The 18,326-nt window shown below is 41.9% G+C and carries 14 protein-coding genes; 11 read left to right on the top strand and 3 right to left on the bottom strand.

Annotated elements, in window-relative coordinates:
- Positions 1-2: 2 nt before the first annotated feature.
- Positions 3-293 carry a hypothetical protein gene (locus AAEY97_RS08020; RefSeq protein ID WP_101086220.1) on the bottom strand — a complete coding sequence of 97 codons (291 nt, stop codon included), beginning with the start codon at positions 291-293 and terminating at the stop codon, positions 3-5.
- Between the two features lie 34 nt (positions 294-327).
- The gene (locus AAEY97_RS08015; protein ID WP_101086219.1) at positions 328-747 is read right to left on the bottom strand and encodes a hypothetical protein; all 420 of its coding nucleotides are present in this window, start codon (positions 745-747) and stop codon (positions 328-330) included.
- 577 nt (positions 748-1,324) lie between these two features.
- Here AAEY97_RS08015 and AAEY97_RS08010 point away from each other — a divergent pair.
- Both AAEY97_RS08010 and AAEY97_RS08005 read left to right on the top strand, forming a co-directional pair.
- Positions 1,325-2,314, top strand: coding sequence for a 2-hydroxyacid dehydrogenase (locus AAEY97_RS08010; RefSeq protein WP_350997920.1), 990 nt, complete (start codon positions 1,325-1,327; stop codon positions 2,312-2,314).
- Positions 2,315-2,414: 100 nt separating this feature from the next.
- Complete coding sequence (locus AAEY97_RS08005) at positions 2,415-3,152, top strand: dienelactone hydrolase family protein (protein WP_350997917.1); 738 nt, start codon at positions 2,415-2,417, stop codon at positions 3,150-3,152.
- 498 nt (positions 3,153-3,650) lie between these two features.
- On the opposite strand, the gene AAEY97_RS08000 is transcribed toward AAEY97_RS08005, so the two are convergent.
- Positions 3,651-4,214, bottom strand: a complete 564-nt coding sequence (locus AAEY97_RS08000; RefSeq protein ID WP_101086216.1) for a mechanosensitive ion channel domain-containing protein — start codon at positions 4,212-4,214, stop codon at positions 3,651-3,653.
- A gap of 150 nt (positions 4,215-4,364) precedes the next feature.
- Between AAEY97_RS08000 and AAEY97_RS07995 the strand changes: the two genes are divergently transcribed.
- The 9 genes from AAEY97_RS07995 to AAEY97_RS07955 all read left to right on the top strand — a co-directional run bounded on the left by AAEY97_RS07995 (position 4,365) and on the right by AAEY97_RS07955 (position 18,281).
- The gene (locus AAEY97_RS07995) at positions 4,365-5,108 is read left to right on the top strand and encodes a spermidine synthase (protein WP_350997914.1); all 744 of its coding nucleotides are present in this window, start codon (positions 4,365-4,367) and stop codon (positions 5,106-5,108) included.
- A 242-nt stretch (positions 5,109-5,350) separates the two neighbouring features.
- A complete protein-coding gene (gene ahpC / locus AAEY97_RS07990; RefSeq protein WP_101086214.1) occupies positions 5,351-5,920 on the top strand; it encodes an alkyl hydroperoxide reductase subunit C in 570 nt (189 codons plus the stop codon).
- Between the two features lie 113 nt (positions 5,921-6,033).
- Positions 6,034-7,599, top strand: a complete 1,566-nt coding sequence (ahpF, locus tag AAEY97_RS07985; RefSeq protein ID WP_350997911.1) for an alkyl hydroperoxide reductase subunit F — start codon at positions 6,034-6,036, stop codon at positions 7,597-7,599.
- 475 nt (positions 7,600-8,074) lie between these two features.
- Positions 8,075-9,676: a methyl-accepting chemotaxis protein gene (locus tag AAEY97_RS07980; protein ID WP_350997908.1), complete on the top strand. Its 1,602-nt coding sequence runs from the start codon at positions 8,075-8,077 to the stop codon at positions 9,674-9,676.
- 349 nt (positions 9,677-10,025) lie between these two features.
- Positions 10,026-13,745, top strand: a complete 3,720-nt coding sequence (locus AAEY97_RS07975; protein WP_350997905.1) for an ATP-binding protein — start codon at positions 10,026-10,028, stop codon at positions 13,743-13,745.
- Positions 13,745-14,398, top strand: a complete 654-nt coding sequence (locus tag AAEY97_RS07970) for a condensin complex protein MksE (protein WP_162022246.1) — start codon at positions 13,745-13,747, stop codon at positions 14,396-14,398. The genes AAEY97_RS07975 and AAEY97_RS07970 overlap by 1 nt, the downstream gene beginning before the upstream one ends.
- The gene (locus AAEY97_RS07965; RefSeq protein WP_350997902.1) at positions 14,395-15,615 is read left to right on the top strand and encodes a phosphoenolpyruvate carboxylase; all 1,221 of its coding nucleotides are present in this window, start codon (positions 14,395-14,397) and stop codon (positions 15,613-15,615) included. Before AAEY97_RS07970 ends, AAEY97_RS07965 begins: the two co-directional genes overlap by 4 nt.
- Positions 15,603-16,595 carry a DUF7281 domain-containing protein gene (locus tag AAEY97_RS07960; protein WP_350997899.1) on the top strand — a complete coding sequence of 331 codons (993 nt, stop codon included), beginning with the start codon at positions 15,603-15,605 and terminating at the stop codon, positions 16,593-16,595. Before AAEY97_RS07965 ends, AAEY97_RS07960 begins: the two co-directional genes overlap by 13 nt.
- A 426-nt stretch (positions 16,596-17,021) precedes the next feature.
- Positions 17,022-18,281: a dicarboxylate/amino acid:cation symporter gene (locus AAEY97_RS07955; protein WP_350997896.1), complete on the top strand. Its 1,260-nt coding sequence runs from the start codon at positions 17,022-17,024 to the stop codon at positions 18,279-18,281.
- Positions 18,282-18,326: the final 45 nt, after the last annotated feature.

The raw sequence follows: 18,326 nt of genomic DNA, 5'->3' as shown, positions 1-18,326 counted from the left end.
ATTTAAGAGAATGCATTGCCGTTGACGTGCATGATGGTGAATGTCCACACTACAAACGCAAGTGGGATATGTACCAATGCATAAAAGCATTGATCAAGACGACTCATACCTTTTGCTTGCCAAATTAAAAAAAGGTGCGCACCAATGACAGTTGGAAAGAGTACTAATAATGGATAAAGTGAAAATGGGCTAGCATCGGTGAAAATGGCGTGACTCATCAACGCCCAAGCCACCATAAAAGCGGTAGTCAATGGCGGCATAGCAATGCGATATTGGTCTGGGTAAGGGAACATCCCGTGTCCTTAGAGTCATCTCTGTTGTGGTGTATTAACCTTTTATTTCTTTTTTGCTCTGGATCACTTTTCGATGAACTATCGAGTAATGGCGTAATCCAGCGGGTCCATGAGATACAATAACAGATAATAAAATAATAAAGATGACTAATTCAGAATGACACTGACTTATTTGAATAAAAAATCCTAGTAGGATGACTTTTAGTAAGGTTAACACTCCTTTGAGTTGTATTAGCCAGCGCCAATCTCTAATGATCTCCCAACTCATTAGTAATACACCGGATACGATTGCAATAAGCCAATAGTTAAACCACAGAGATAACTCAAGATTAAAGATAATGCCACCACCACTGCCCACTACACCAATAATGTGCAGTGCTCTGAGTGCAGTTTTGCTTATCCGTTCAATCCAAAATCGGCGGTTTGATACTGGCAAATTCTTTTTCTGATTCATAGTGTCGTTGCTAGGTTAACATTGCGGTAACATTAGCAATTTTACCCCGTTAAAACAGTGATGGGTACAGCAGTTTTTTTTATTTTCAATATGATTATTCAATTTAATTAATGAATGCCTTAAGTAGATGTTCTTTATCATGTGTTCTAGCTTACTAGGTATCTCTTAAGAGCGTCTCTACTCTAGATTATTTGAAGTAGAGTGAAATGAGAATATGTTGATGAACAAATGAAATCGACATTCGCTATGTTTAGTTTCCGGCTGTATCAAGGCGTCACGAATGTGGCTCCAGAGAACTTGGCTAAATCCGTGTTGATATGGGAAAGAAATGGATGAGGTTTATAACGCTAAAAGGATGTTTTTTGTGGGCGTTACAAGCAAACTATACTGCAGAGTGATTATTGTTGTAGTTGCTATTAACAAGGGAGAGTCTGGATCACAATTTCATCTTTATCCCGTGTGATATTGACGACAATAACTGTTAATTCACATACAATTAGCCTCTGTTTTGAGCGTGACTATTGCATTCAATAGTAGTAAACGATCGCGATAGCGCCATTAACGCATTTGGAGCCTTATGAGAATTGGATTTTTTAGCGCAAAGCCTTACGACATTCGCCATTTCAATAGTATTAACGAAACCTTTAAGGTTGATATTGAATTCTTTGATTACCGACTTTGCATGCAAAACGTAAAATTAGCAGAAGGCTATGAAGTCGTGTGCGCGTTCGTCAACGACTCTTTATGTGAAGAAGTGTTAGTTGAGTTGGCAAAAGGCGGTACAAAAATAATCGCCATGCGTTGTGCAGGCTTTAATAATGTCGATCTGATTGCTGCCGAGCGATTAGGGATGAGAGTCGTTAACGTACCAGCATATTCACCTGAGTCAGTCGCCGAGCATTCAGTGGCCTTAATGTTGACCTTAAATCGTAAAATTCATAAAGCTTATCAACGCACTCGTGATGCCAATTTTGCGTTGTCGGGTTTAGTCGGATTTAACATGTTTGGCAAAACCGTTGGGGTGATTGGTACGGGTAAAATTGGTTTGGCCACCATTAAAATTTTATTAGGTTTTGGCTGTAAAGTGATCGCCCACGATCCTTATCCAAACCAAGCGGTAATTGATCTTGGCGTCGAATATGTCTCATTAGAAAGCCTGTATCCTCAATGCGATATCATTAGTTTGCATTGTCCGTTGACCAAAGATAACCATCATTTACTCAACAAGGTCAGTTTTAGCCAAATGAAGCAAGGTGTGATGGTGATTAACACCAGCCGCGGCGGACTATTAGACGCTTTTGATGCGATGGAAGCGTTAAAAGATGGCCAAATTGGCTCGTTAGGGCTTGATGTATATGAAAATGAAAAAGGATTATTTTTCGAAGATAAATCAAATGAGATTATTCAAGATGATATCTTCCGTCGTTTGTCTGCTTGTCATAATGTGATTTTTACCGGTCACCAAGCCTTTTTAACTGAAGAGGCATTAAATGCGATAGCCTCAACAACATTAACGAATGTGACTCAGTTGACCACAGGGCAAACCTGTAATAATGAACTATTTTAATTCGTACGGGTTAACCGGAATATTTACGAGTACATAGACTATAATCACACTCTGCCCAGCTTGATAAATCTTAGGCGTAGTGCAAAATAAATGGAACATTATGATTACAATAACTGAAATTCACGACATTAAAACGGCTACGGGCTTAATGCGTACCACGCTTTATCGTCCAGACACTAAAGGCCAATTTGCGACCATTATTTTCTACTCAGAAATATTTCAGCAAACCGCGCCTATTGCTCGCTCAGCGGCAATCTTAGCCGGCCATGGTTTTGTTGTATTAGTACCAGAAGTGTTTCATGAGCTAAATCCTATCGGAACCGTGTTGGCTTATGATGAAGTCGGTAAAGATAAAGGTAATGCAGACAAGTGGGCCAAGCCTTTGGAACATCATGACAGTGACACTTGTGCGTTAGTTGACTTTGCACGGGCACAGTCATTTTGCAGTGATAAAGTCGGCGCTATGGGTGTTTGTATCGGTGGTCACTTAGCTTACCGCACCGCACTTAATCCAGACATCAGCGGTGCTTTTTGTTTATACCCAACCGACATTCATTCAAACACATTACCTTGCCAAGAAGGCAATGATTCATTAACCCGTACTGGTGATATAAAAGGCGAGTTAGTGATGGTGTTTGGTAAGCAAGATCCGCATGTCACTAAAGAAGGTCGTAAGCTTATTTATCAAAAGCTTGAACAGGTAAATGCAAACTTTACTTGGCTTGAAGTCAATGCACAACACGCTTTTATGCGTGATGAAGGCGAGCGTTACGATGCCGCTTTAGCATTGCAAATGTATTTACAAGCGGTGGCATTTTTTCATCGAGTATTAAACTAGTCTTATTGCATGTCTGCGTTGAGCTTAAGTACACATATACCCAAGCCACTCCAACATGCTCGCTTCAGAGCTCCCGTAGGATAACGGAACAAGGCAGTGATTGAACAGAATGGTGATGCTCTGTTTAAGATCACTATTTCTAGGTTCTAGGTTCTAGGTCGCTTCGCGGCTAGATCCTATAAAATCTATAGCAAGAGCCTAGATCGCTGCGCTGCTAGGTCGCTTCGCGGCTAGATCCTATAAAATCTTATAGCAAGAGCCTAGATCGCTGCGCTGCTAGGACGCTTCGCGGCTAGATCCTATAAAATCTTAGCAGCGAAGCGGTCCCATCCTTGAGCGCAGCGTTCGCTTGTTATCGCTTGTTATCTCTTGCTATCGTGTCTGAAACAGCCCGTAGGCGCGCTATTCCTAGACCCTTGAACTCTGTCACTTCTGGGCATGCACAATCTTGTATTTCGAGGTCGTTTGGGTATAAACCATCAAGTGGCTGCCTGGGGATTACTTTAACCACCGCGCTCGGTTTGCATTAATCTTCGCTTTAGTTTTGTTGCTTGTTGAAAGCGCGCTTGATGTTCGTGGTTCGGGTAATTTAATCACCGCTTTTTGTAGCATTAAGCTATTAGGGTAAGTCATTACATCGCCGATATCTCGTTTGATCAATACGTGAAACAAACTGATTTCAACAATAATGCCACTCATATCTTCTTCTTTATCAACAATTTTTATTCGATCGCCAATACGATACGGAAATGCAAAAAAGATTAATACACCAGCAGTGATGTTGCTCAATATCGACCATTGAGCAAATAGCGCCACGCCTAATACCGCAAAGGCTGAAGACACAAATAGCGACACCTCTTGATAGCCTAACCCTAATGACACCGCCATGACGGATATCGTCACAAAAAACAACAAATAAGAAATCAAACGGGTAATTAAACGGCTACGAACCTCACTGACTTGTTTCTTTTCAGCTTGCAAATGGATCCATTTATTAACCTGACGTTGGGCAAAAAAGAACACCGCCAAATAAATAAAGATCATCAATAAATGGTTAAACATGTCAATTCCCTATCTCGTAATGATAATAAAACATTGTGTTACATACGCTATTTGACGCGAACTTCGGCCAGCATTCTGGGGTATAATAGAGTTTTAAAGTAGAAAAATCTTGCTGTCGTATATTAAGCAAGACTCCTCACTGAGTGAAGTATGTCCGATTATAAAGTATTGCACGTCGACGGTGATAGATTTGGTGATTTTTGTGTACTCGACGATGGCGATTATCGGGTTTTGTCATTTGGTGATAATGATGAACAAAGTAAAATGGATAAGAACCAACCACATGTACCGCAACATACCTATGTTCAAGCCATGTTGGCTGTGTTGTTATTTTCGCAACCGAAAAGTGTCATTATTTTAGGCTTAGGAGGCGGGGCATTAGTGCATTCTCTGAGGCATTTTGATGCGGCAATTAAGATTACCGCCGTTGAATTGCGCCAACAAGTTATTGAAGTCGCTAAGCGCTTTTTTCAATTACCCTTGAGTAAAAAGCTCACTGTATTACATCAAGATGCGTATGAGTTTTTAGCCCAAGCAGAGCACAAAAAAGTGGATGTCATTTTTGCCGATATCTACAGTGACAAAGGCGTAGATAAACAACAACTGTCTACTCAATTTATTGAACAAACAAAACAGCTGCTCAAAACCGATGGTTTTTTAGTGTTAAATTGCTGGAAAGAACACAGCCGTGATTTACAGTTACGTGACACACTTCATGCACATTTTAACCAAGTCTTTGCATGTTTAACTGGCGGCGGAAATTGGGTGGTGTTTGCCACTAATAAAGCGAATTGTTTTTCTGCTGCTAATAATAAGCAGGAGCTCCAAACGCTTTCACAAAAACTTGAAATTAATGTCAGTCGCGTACTGACAAGATTTGGTCCTTGGGAATAATTTCCGCCTGTAAGTATCATTAAGCAAATACCGACCTATGTCGGTATTTGTTTTTTACGCTTTTGGATTTATCTAACCAGATAGTTCAATATGAAAAACCGATTAAGGTGATAGTTTTTATCCGTTATACTTAATTGGTATCGATCGCTATTATGACTACATCAGATGACGAGCACAGTTTGTTTGCCATCACCGAAACCATATTGGTATCGGGTTTAATGTAAATCTAAATGGAGCATGACATGACACAATCTATCATCAATAGCACTATCAAACCTTTCAAAGCAACTGCATTCCACAATGGTGCTTTCGTTGAAGTTACCGAGCAAGATTTATTAGGCAAGTGGGCAGTAGTATTTTTCTACCCAGCTGACTTTACTTTTGTATGTCCAACTGAATTGGGCGACATGGCTGACCATTATGAAAAGTTACAAGCAATGGGCGTTGAAGTTTACTCAGTATCAACTGACACTCACTTTACCCACAAAGCTTGGCATTCAAGTTCAGACACAATCGGCAAAATTACTTACCCAATGATTGGTGACCCAACTGGTGTTATCACTCGCAACTTTGGTGTAATGATTGAAGAAGATGGTTTAGCACTTCGTGGTAGTTTCGTTATCAACCCTGAAGGCCAAGTTAAAGTCGCTGAAATTCATGACCTAGGTATTGGCCGTAGCGCTTCTGAACTAGTTCGTAAAATTCAAGCTGCACAATATGTTGCAACTCACGATGGCGAAGTATGTCCAGCTAAATGGCAGCCAGGTGAAGAAACATTGGCTCCTTCAATTGACCTAGTGGGTAAAATCTAACCACTAAGTTTACCCTTAGGTTAGTAATATCATCTCCAGCTAGTCGGTGTTCCCCCCGGCACTGACTAGCACTTTTAAAATTATCGATTATTACCCATTTTTTAGGAGTTGTTATGTTAGATGCGAATGTAAAAAATCAACTGAAAACCTATCTGCAAAACCTCAAGCGCCCAGTTGAACTTGTCGTATCTGCAGATGACTCAAACAAAGGCAAAGAATTAACCAGCCTAGCCCAAGACATTATTGACTCATCAGACTTAGTTTCAGTCACGTATCAACAAGGTCAGCGTACACCAAGTATGAGTGTGATTAACCCACAAGCTGCAACCAACATTACCTTTGCTGGATTGCCAATGGGTCATGAATTTACCTCACTGGTGTTAGCGCTATTACACAGCGGCGGACATCCGATTAAGTTGGATGCGGATATCATTGAACAAATCCGCCAATTGCCAGGTGAATTCCATTTTGAAACCTATATTTCGTTAAGTTGCCAGACCTGTCCTGAAGTGATCCAAGCACTGAATATGATGGCGGCAATTAACCCAAATATTACTAACGTGATGATTGACGGTGCGCTTTTCCAACAGGAAGTGAGCGCTCGCAATATCATGTCAGTGCCATCAGTATTTTTAAACGGCGAAGCCTTCTCTGTAGGTGCTATTAGCGTTGTTGAAGTACTGAATAAGTTAGATAAAAATGCTGCAGGCAGACAAGCTGAGCAGTTAAACCAAAAATCAGTTTTTGATATGTTAGTGATTGGTGGCGGCCCAGCAGGTGCTGCAGCGGCAATTTATTCTGCTCGTAAAGGGTTAAACACCGGTATCGTAGCGGAGAAATTTGGCGGCCAAGTTGCCGAAACCGTAGGTATTGAGAACTTTATTTCAGTGTCTAAAACCGAAGGCCCTAAACTAGTTGCTAACCTTGAAGCCCACGTTAAGGATTATGACGTCGACATTATGCAAAACCAACGAGCGTTGAGTTTAGCTAAAAATGGCCTGCTTGATGTGACCTTAGAAAGTGGCGCAACCCTAAGCAGTAAAACGATAATTTTGGCAACTGGTGCACGTTGGAGAGAAATGAACGTTCCTGGTGAACAAGAGTACCGTAATAAAGGCGTAGCGTATTGCCCACACTGTGACGGCCCATTATTTAAAGGTAAGCGTGTTGCGGTTATTGGTGGCGGTAACTCTGGTATTGAAGCGGCTATTGACCTTGCTAACATCGTTGAACACGTCACCGTACTTGAGTTTGACAGTAAGTTACGTGCCGATGAAGTGCTACAGCGCAAAGCTAAATCAATGGGTAACATCACCATTATTACCCAAGCGATGACCACTGAAGTCAAAGGTGATGGTACCCGTGTAACCAGTTTGATCTACACTGATCGTGCGACTGGTGAAAGTAATACCGTTGTCTTAGCCGGTATCTTTGTTCAAATTGGTTTAGTTCCTAATACTGAATGGCTAAAAGGTGTGGTTGAGATGACCCCTCGCGGCGAAATTATAGTCGATGAGCGTGGCCAAACATCTATCCCTGGTGTATTCGCCGCAGGTGATGTAACCAATACCCCGTTTAAGCAAATCATTATTGCTATGGGCAGCGGCGCAACAGCATCACTGGGTGCATTTGATTATCTCATCAGACATTCAGAAGAAGAGGATGTAAAAGCTGCATAGCAGATTGTAAGATTTGTTATACGTGGTTTTATATCAACCACCGAATAAAAATAGCCTGCATTTTGCAGGCTATTTTTTTGTATTTTCATTTACAACCTTACATTGTATGGATTGGTTATTTATCAATAACGGATAAAGAAATTGATATATTAGAAAATTTTCAAGTATATTGAACTTAGGTCGATAGCCTTTACGTACACCTTTACGTAAATATAAAAATAGATAGTCATTTACACATGAGCTTTATCTCGTTAGATAGTATTTTTGTAACAATAAAATACTATCAGCTGTAGTGAATTGACTAAGGGTTGATGTTAAACGGTATCCGTCGCAACACAATAATAGCCTCAAGGATTGAGATTCGGTATCACGGTTCTCAATAGCAATATCTCTGTAGTTGTATTGATAAGCTCTACATTTGTTTTATCTTCATTTGATTATCGCTTGGGGGCGGAATATGAATTGGTTTAGTAACATGTCAATCTTCAAAAAGGTTGGATTGATTTTTGTTTTATCGGTTATTATTTTTGCCGTTAACCTTGGTATTAGCACCGTTGCGATTAATAAAAATCGCGACACCTTGTCTTTCATGGAAACCAAGGTGGCAAACCGGGTTGAACTTGCAAACCAAAACGTCATTTATGTACAACGCTTAGATGAGTTATATACCCAAGCGGTATCGTTTGCAGATGAAGATTTGCTCGAAAACGCCAATAAAACGTTTGTTTCACTTAACGAGAATTTAACCGACTTATCAACTACCGATCAGCAAGAGACTGCCGCTTTATCGCAATTATCTAACAACCTCAATGAATACAATACCATGACACTGTCACTGGCAAGAGGCATGCTTGATGGTACGATCGATATGGCAGATGTGGGACAAATCAGTCAGAAAAAAGCTAAAATTTTCGATAAACTGACCAACGGAATTACTGTTTATAAAGCCGACAAAGTGGATGAGTTTAGCTCTACCATTAAAGAGGCTGGCGACCGTTCAGAACAAAGTTTATATCTTTCATTTAGCATCGGTATCGCATTATTGGTGTTTATGGCGCTTGCTACTATTTCGATTGCTCGTTCCATCAGTGGTTCTGCTGGTGATGTGGCAAGTTCATTGGGTGAGTTAGCAGATGGTAAAGGTAACTTGCGTCATCAATTGACGGTTGCAGGTACTGATGAACTAGGACAAGTATCAAGCAATTTTAACCGTTTTTTACGTTTATTGGCGGACTCTATACAACAAGTCGTCAGTGTTACCAGTCCATTATTAGACAGTGCGTCATCGTTAAAAGAACGTATGGCTGTTGCGACTAAGGCAACCAAGCAACAAAGCCACGATGCTAAAGCCGTGCATATGTCGATGGAAGAAATGCGCCACTCGGTGAATGACATTTCACATAGTGCCCAGCAAGCGGCAGAAGCGGCACAAGTTGCTGAGCGAGAAGCGACAGAGGGCTTAGCTGTAGTACAACGTACAGTGAGAATTTCACAAGAACTCAACTCCGGTATTGAGCTGGCATCGAACTCAATTCATGAGTTAGCTAAAGACACTGAAAGTGTCGGCTCAATTTTGAACGTGATTACCTCTATTGCAGATCAAACAAACTTATTGGCGTTAAATGCCGCCATTGAAGCCGCTAGAGCGGGTGAGCATGGACGTGGTTTTGCTGTTGTTGCTGATGAAGTTCGCGCACTGGCGTCTAAAACGGCAGACGCGACTAAAGAAATCCGTGGCGTATTAGAAAAGCTTAAAATCGCAGCTGAATCATCGGTGAGCACCATGGATGTGGCGATTACTAAGTCATCAGAAAACGAGCGTTATGCTAAAGACACCGGTGAAGTCTTAAGCTCAATTCAATCTAAAATTGTCAGTATTAATAGTATGAATACTCATATTGCTTCAGCGACTGAACAACAATCTTTGGTTGCTGCACATGTGGCGAATAATGTGATTGAAATGAATGCATCGTTTGAACAAACACTGGGGATTCTTGCCGAAGTGCAGGGTATTTCAGAAGGGTTAGACGGTTTTGCTAATGAGCTTAACCACGCGACCTCACAGTTTAAATTGTAATATTGCTGACAATTCAGATCCAAATGTGAGTGGTACACGATAAAAAAACGCACAGAGAAATCTGTGCGTTTTTTATTTTATCCCGCACCAAAAAGCCTTCTGCTCCGCAGTGTTTATCCTCTCTGCCTGACGACATATGTTGCACATAAACAGTTTCTGGCTGTTTGCTGCATTGTTAGCCGCCATTTTTGAATTATTTAGCGTATTATAAAGCCAATTTTTGTGGGGGAAAATTGCCTCCAGCCTGCGTTTGTTTTACTTTATTTAAATTGAATAAATAGACGTTATTTTTTCATCCGTATTTTGCTTCTTTGTCACTACAATGTGAGCTGTTTGGAAAAGGATTATCATGCCAAGCTTGATTAGAATCGTGTTAATTAATACCCACCTACCCGGTGTGGTCGAACTGTTATTAAATGGTCACACTAATATTTGTGGTACCAATGCCTCTGGTAAAACAACCTTACAACGGTTAGTGCCGGTATTTTATGGCGAGTACCCTAGCCGTGTGGTGCCGTCAACGCGTGACAGTTTCGAACGTTGGTATTTACCCCATGACTCAAGCTACATTATCTATGAATATCAAAAAGATGATGGTTTACTTTATCAAGCGGTTTTAGCCTCGGCGGGTGACGGTAAAGGGGTAAATTACCGCTTTATTGGCCGTGCTTTTGAGTTAGAGCATTATATTAAGTCGCGTAATGGCGACACCATCATTTGTCATTCAATGGCAGAGTTGGGCCGTGAAGTAAAACGTGATGGCGTAGCCCATACAAACTTGTTAAACACTCGCGAGTTTCGAGCGATAATCCAGAACGATCGTAGCTTATTAAATACCGGCAGTAACCGCAATGAGCTGCGGACTTACGCGCGTCAGTTCTCGTTGTGTGACGGCGAACATAGCTTGCGTCATATCGAAAAACTCGCTAAAGCCGTGCACTCGAAAGAGGGCAAAATGGAAACGGTTAAATCAATGATCGCGGCCATTTTAGAAGAAGATGGGGTAAACCCACCGACGTCTAGACTGAATCCACAACGAGTAGAAACGTGGATCCGTGAAAGTCAGCTGGTGCAAGGTTTTGAACAAATCCGCCCCGAATACGAAAAGCTCGAACAAGAATTTAATCAGCTATTAAGCGCCGAGTTACGCTTAGCCAGTTTATCGCGCGGTTATCGCGCCGACGAAACCTTAGAAGCTGAGCGCCAAGATCGTAACCAAACTCATGGTAAAGAACTAAACCTCAAGTTGCGCTTATTAGATGATGAGTGGAAAGATGTTCGTGATGAGTTAAACCAGGAATTATCTGCCGCTAAAGGTGACGCTGGCAAGTTTGAAGATGAACTCAATGCCATTGAAGACCAGCATGCTGCCTTTTTAGATGCCGACATTGAACAAGCCAAAGCTGATTTAGATAATTTGCCTAATTGGCGCAGTGATGTTGAAAACCTTAACGAGCGTCATAAATTACAAACCGAAAAACACCAAGATATTGAAGCCGCCTTTAATGCCCGCCGTAGCAAAATTGCTGAGCAATTACATCGCGAACTTGAAACGCTACATCTTGAGCAAGACACCCAACGTGAAGCGCGTGATAAGCAACGTGAGCTTGCCAATGACGACATTGCTAAACTAGAGCTGCAATGGCGCGAGCAAACCGATGCAGGTAAAGCTAAATTTAGCGAACAAGAATATCAACTTAAATTAACCGCTGCCGAGCTTAAGCATCAAGTTGATGGTGTGACTTACACCGAAGATGAAAAAATGCGTTTAGCGATTTTCGATGAACGCATAAGCCTAGCTGATGAAGAGCAAGAAACCTGTAATCAAAAGGTCGATCGTTTAACCACAGAAGAGCGTAAACAACGGGCCAAGCGCGACCAAGCTAACGAAGCGCTGCGTATATCCAGTATTCGCGTTAGTGACCGAGAAAATGCCAAAGAAGAACTGCACCATATGTTGTTCCCACAGTCGCATACCTTGTTGGAGTTTTTGCGTAAAGAAGCCCACGGTTGGGAGCACACCTTTGGTAAAGTTATCGCGCCAGAGTTGTTACATCGCAGCGATCTACACCCAAGCCTAACCAAAGACAGCAGTGAAGCATTATTTGGGGTTAACCTCGATCTTAAAGCCATTGATGTTCCAGAGTATGCTGCCACAGAGCAAGATTTACGTATTCGTTTAGCTAAAGCAGAAGAAGCACTAAAAAGTGCGCAAGAAATACATGCCGAAGCGGAAGATCAACTAGTTGCTATGAATACGGCGCTCGATAGCATCACCCGCGAACTGACCTTTGCCCGTACAGCGTACAAAAATAGCCGTGAAGACTTACGCCGTCTGTTTGACGAGAAGCGTAACGAACAACAAAAAATCAATCAAGCTGTGGCAGATCGTAAAGCCGATTCGAGCAAGCGATTAGTACAACTTGATAATGAACTTAAGCTACTTAGCAATCAGCACCTTGGTTGGTTAAGCGAGCAAAAAGAGCAGGCGCTTGAAGCGCGCATGGAAAAAAATGCCTATTGGCAAGAAGTGGTCGGCGCCATTGATAATCAATTAGGCCAGATTAAAGCCAATATCGAACAACGCCGTGCAAATGCAAAAACCGAGCAAAAAGCAGGTGAAACCTGGTACAAAAATGAGCTTAAGTCACGTGGTGTTGATGAAGGCACCATTTTGGCGCTTAAAAAACAGATCCGCGATCTTGAAGCCTGTATCAGTAATGCAGAACAACGCCGCAGTGAAGTGCTGCGTTTTGATGATTGGTATCAACATACCTGGCTTGTTCGAAAGCCTAAAGTGCAAACGCAATTAACTGATGTTAAGCGCGCTACGCTGGAATTGGAGCAACTGCTAAAAGCGAAAACGGCAGAAATAAAACACCGAAGAGACAGCTTAGAAACCGAACGTAAAGCCTGTGATGCCGCCCAAGTAGAGGCGTCTGAAAACCTCACAAAGCTGCGTGCCGTGATGCGCAAGTTAGCTGAGCTCAAATTGCCAGCTAATAACGATGAAGCGATGGGCAGTATTGGCGAGCGTTTGCGCCAAGGCGAAGATTTATTGCTAAAGCGTGACTACTTAATGGGTTCTGTTAAACAATATGTTGAACACTTTGACTCGGTCATTGCCAGTAAATCTGGTTCAAGTTTGGCCGAATTTTGGGAGCGGGCCCGTGATGAGTCTAGCTTTGTTAACGACAAAGGTATTCGTCTACTCGACTATCGCAAGTTAGTCCCACAGCTTGAGCAGTTACTCAATGTGATGGTGCCGCAATCGTTAATGGCGATTCGCGAACAAGGGCGTATTTTTGGTATCGACTTAACCGCATTCTATGATGTATTAACCGATATTGACCGCCGTATTGCCAGTCAAAGTGCGCGTATTACCCGTGAAGTGGGTGAAGAGCTATTCCTCGAAGGAGTATCAGAGTCGGCAGTGCGAATTCGTTCACGTATTAGCGAACTTGAGTTTTGGCCTGAACTTGAAGTGTTTGTTAAAGCCTTTAAAGCGTGGAAAGCAGATGGTTTCAGCCAACTACCGGACGAGCATTACACTAACTCAATGCGCCGAGCATTAGACATTATTGGCCGCGCAGCATTAACCGGCGGTATTGCGAAACTGTTAGAAATAGAACTGCGTTTAAAAGAAGGTAACAGCGACTTAATTATTCGTACCGACCGTCAGTTAAACGAGTCTTCAAGTCATGGTATGGCGTACCTTATTTTATGTAAGTTCTTATTGGCCTTCACCCGTTTATTGCGCGGCAAAGCCAATGTCACTATCCATTGGCCAATTGATGAGTTAGGTACGCTACATCACACTAACGTGAAGAAAATCTTCGATGCCTGTGAGAACAACAATATCAGTGTATTAGGGGCTTTCCCAAATCCTGAATCTGAAGTGCTAAGTCTATTTGCTAACCGTTACATCATTAATAAGCAAACTAAAAAGCTGCAGGTCGTTAAACCTAAAGCCAATCCGTTAGCGGCCCGTTTATCGCAACGTAATACTAAAACCGAAATGCCTACGGCGGAAATGACTCGCGCTGAAACTGCTAAGGAGCACATCTAATGTCTGAATCGACTGAAACTATCTTAGTAGGTACTGGCGCATTAATAGAGCAATTGTTGCGTGGTGAGTTTATTTGCCGAGTGACCAATGAAGACGGTTGGCGTGCATTAAAAAACAACAGCACTCGCGACAGAGTTGAAACCTACCTTAACCAAATTAATCGCACCATTGCCAGTGCTGGTGAGGGTGAAGTCTTTTTTTGTGGTTATTTGCAGCTCGGCGAAGTTGAGCGCAAAGTTATTTCATCGCAATTTAAAGATATTTGCTCAGGCCTTATTCCATTAGTGGAATGGCTGGTATTAGTGCAAGAAGCCAGTGGCCAAGATGCCCCGCTGAGCGAAGGCGCGCCGATACGCTTAACCGATTTACAAGCGCGTATTGAAGATACGCCAGCCTTTAGAGAGCAACTCACTAAGTTGAGCCATTACCGATTATTCGGTTCAAGCAGTACTAACGTTGACGGCCAAATTAAGTTGGTGTTTAAGCGTTTAGTGGAACTGGGTTATTTAACCAAACCCAATAGCGAAAAACAGATTTATATCGCCACGGGTAAGTTAGATTATCTATACGAAGTGATCCGCTTTATTGATGAGACCGAAGGCTTAAGTCTTGAGGCTCAGGCAGAAACCGCGACCCAAAGGGACTTGATATGAGCAGTAACTTACACCAAGCCGGGGTAAAGCTGCTCAAACAACTTGGGCGTCATGCCGATGTTGTCATGGATGCATATTTGGCAGGATCGATTAACGACACTGCTCATGATGCTGGCGTTATCGAAAAGCTGAAAAAAAGTGGCATTTTATGGCGACCAGAACCGGATCAAGAACTGCGCTTAAAGCGTTCGGTGCGGGCATTATTGGAAGAAGCATTAAGCGACGAACGTAATCGACAGATTGATGCCAACGTCGGCTCCGCGCTAGCGACAATAAAAACCTTAGCCGATCATTATAAAGAGGCGCGCCGTGATGTGGATTTTAGTGCTGCAGAAGCCTATTTAGCCGATTTAAATGAACATGTGTATAGCTTTACCGACAGTTTACGTTATTCAATTCGGGTGTTATGGAGCCGAATTAACAACGAATTTGGTTATGTTGGGACTATAAGTGCCAAAATTCGCGAAAACGAGTTAGCCCAAAGCCAGGTATCAGAGCTGCTAAACGGCTTAGAGATGTTTCAATTTAGCGAGTTAGGTGAAATTGCTGGCGATATTCGTGAACTGCGCCGTTTGTTGATGACCAGTTTGCAAGAAACCTTAAGTCAATGTACCCAAGAGTTGAGTATTGTCCAAGCGAGATTATATGAGTTACTTGGGCGATTTAGGCAAATACAAGGGCGCACCCGATTACTAAAAGGTTGGTTACTGCACACCAGCATGCATCCTGATTATCAACCTGAAAACCATGTAGTGCATAAAGCAGTACCGGTATTATTTAATTGTGCTGAGGCGCTTATAGCCCCTGCAAGTGTTGATGTGTCTAACCCTCATCACGAACTAGAACTGATGGGGTTAGTGGCACAAGTTAAAGCCATTAGTCGCGACTCATTACCAGCGGCATTGCGTGAGCATAATGTGACCTTTGAAATGGGTGACAGTGAGGATTTCGATATCCCTGAAAACCCACTTAAAATAGCCGTGGATGAATATTTTTGTGAAGTTATTGATTCCGGTTTACGTCAATCGGCATTAAGCTATTTGCAAGAGAAGCAATTAACATGGGATGCTGAAAGTTGGCTTTATCAAGTCATTGGCGGTTATGAAGGCCTAGCCGATGAGCATAAAAATTATTTTGAGCTTGAACCGATAGGAAAACCCGATCCGGTTTATAGCGGTAACTTTATCATTAACGATGTTGAGTTATGGCTAGCCTAAGCAAAAGACAGTTACAGCTAATGGAACACGCGGCAAAGCAGCGCTTGCCGCGGGTGAAGTTCACTGCCGATTGGAAAAAATTGTATCAATTGTGGCAAATAGGTGAGACCGATGGTACTGACAAATACCTGTATTTGACCGCCAACGATTATGTTTTACTGCGTAACATGGCCCAAATTGATTCGGGTTTAGATATTCTGGCCCTTGATTTTGATGTGCCCCGCCAGCAGATGTCACAACTCAGTGCTAATGAGAAATACGCTAATATTAGCCCTGAAGCTGACTATGTATTAATTAAGCTGGCACCTAACTTATCTCAAGACCAAGTGACTGATTTAGCGCCAGACGCAGTGGTCGATTTATTATCTGTACATAATTGTTCACTGCGGTTAAAGGTCGACAGTGCAATCGCGCTTTGCCAACGACTCAATCTAACGAACCTCATCGTGGTTGAAAACCTCGACAGTTTTGATCACTTTTTTGCCAACTTATTTACCCCAGAGTTACAGGCAATAATCAATAACTGCATGGTGTTATACCGTGGTAGTCATGACTATTCGCCAGCAGGCCGAAAGCGTTTTTTACACTTACTTGAATCACTCAATATCAATGTCATTGGCTTTACTGACCTTGATCCTGCCGGGTTAATGATTGCCAATACCCTTGAGTCTTGCTGCAGCATAATAGTGCCGCAACTTGCACTAGCGTCGCCAGATAAGTTATTAGCGTTAGCCCAGATAAATTCGACGGATGATTTTCATAAACAACACAAGCAATGGGCTTATCTTAATAATTTGTATCGAGATGCACATTCTGGCGATAAATCAGATTCTCAATTTTCCGCTTCATCAGTAATATATAATCCGCAATGGTTAGCGTTAGTGCAATGGCTCGGACAACATTGCGTGAGCATTAAACAGCAGCACATGTTAGCTAAATCGATGTCACTGACGTTGCTTAATATCCACTGTTCAGAATAAAACCACTCTTCATAATAAAACCACTGTGCAGAATAAAAAAAACACTACACTGATTGAGCCAGCTAACCCCATTTATTAAACAGAGTTGAGCTCACTCAACCGCCAAGTAAAACCTTCAAATTGATTGTTACTCTCGCTGTCTGCTTGATTTTTATGGCTATACGCACAGATTTTAGCCGTTTCCGTCCTAAATCTATTACTGGTTATACCATCGTTAGTGATTAACTAAGTCTATAATCTATTGTTATTTTTAGCTTTTATATTGCATGCTTGTTAAGCGACGATTAAGTCATCACTTTTGTTCATAAGGTGATTGAAATATATTGCGCTATGTCTCAGTATTTCAGCGCTCGAAAAGAATAAGCACCAGGATTGGTATAACAATAATTAGCAACAGAAGTTGCCATTTCGAAGGGAAATTTATAGATGACAAAATCACTTTCAGCACGGATCTTTATCGGTCTATTTTTTGGGGTTCTGCTTGGTAGCATGGTGCAGTTTTTACTGGCCGATAATGCTTTTTTTGGTGGCACGTTAGTTAGCCTAGCAAGTGGTATTGGCACCATGTTCGTCAATATGATTATGATGCTAGTAGTTCCACTGGTGTTTGTGAGTATTGTGTGTGGTGTGTGTGAGTTACAAGATTTAAAAAGCTTTGGTCGTTTAGGGGGTAAAACCTTTGGGTTTTATATCATTAATACCATGGTCGCGATTTTAGCTGCTTTTACCGTCGCAATGATATTTGAGCCCGGTAAAGGCGTGGATATGTCGAGCAACGGTTCACTGGATATTACCGCGACAGAACTGCCTGATTTAATGTCGTTAATTGTGAGTATAGTACCAAACAATCCGTTTTCAGCTTTTACCTCTGGCAATATGTTGCAAGTGATTTTTATGGCGCTATTAATGGGCGGTGTCATTAAATCAATGGGGCAATCGGTTGAGGGAGCAGTTAAAGGATTTCAAACCGCCAATAAAATAATGATGCGCTTAATTTCAGTGGTAATGAGTTTAGCGCCATACGGTGTATTCGCCTTAATGTTTAAATTAGGCGCAACCTTAGAACCTGAAATTTTTGTCAGTGTTGTTGAATATTTAGTGCTTATTTTGGCTCTGTTATTGATTTGGATTTTTATCGTATATCCATATTCGGTCAGCCTGTTCACTCCTATTTCAGCGAAGACTTTCAGAGAAAAAACTCAAGAACAAATTCTCTTTTCATTGTCTACTGCTAGCTCAAACGCCACTATTCCGGTAACCATGCGTACCCTTACTGACAAGCTAGGTGTGAGCAAAGCGGTGGCTGGTTTTGGTGTGCCACTGGGTGCAACCATGAACATGGGCGGGGTGTCGATTTATATTACTATTGCGATTTTCTTCGTTGCGAACGCCTTTGGTATGCCAATCAGTAATGATCAAATTCCATCGTTATTATTTAGCGTATTTTTACTTTCGGTGGGTGCTGGTGGTGTTCCTGGTGGTGGAATGGTGATGATTGGGGTATTGATTTACCAATTAGGCTTACCAGCAGAAGCATTTGTGATTGTTGCTGCATTAGACCGTATTATTGATATGGTGTTAACCTCATGTAATGTGGTCGGTGATACTGCGGTATTAACCATTGTTGATCAAACTGAACAAGCGCATCAGCTTGAGGCTGCAAAAAATACCGCTGAGGAAGTGTAAGATCCGTTTAGCAGTATGAATAAAATGGCCTGCATAGCAGGCCAT

Origin of the sequence: Shewanella sp. TB7-MNA-CIBAN-0143 (assembly GCF_040310065.1) — a bacterium.
Taxonomy (GTDB): Bacteria; Pseudomonadota; Gammaproteobacteria; order Enterobacterales; family Shewanellaceae; genus Shewanella.
The sequence above is the reverse complement of the archived record's forward strand: the minus strand, read 5'-3'. Positions and strand labels throughout refer to the sequence as shown.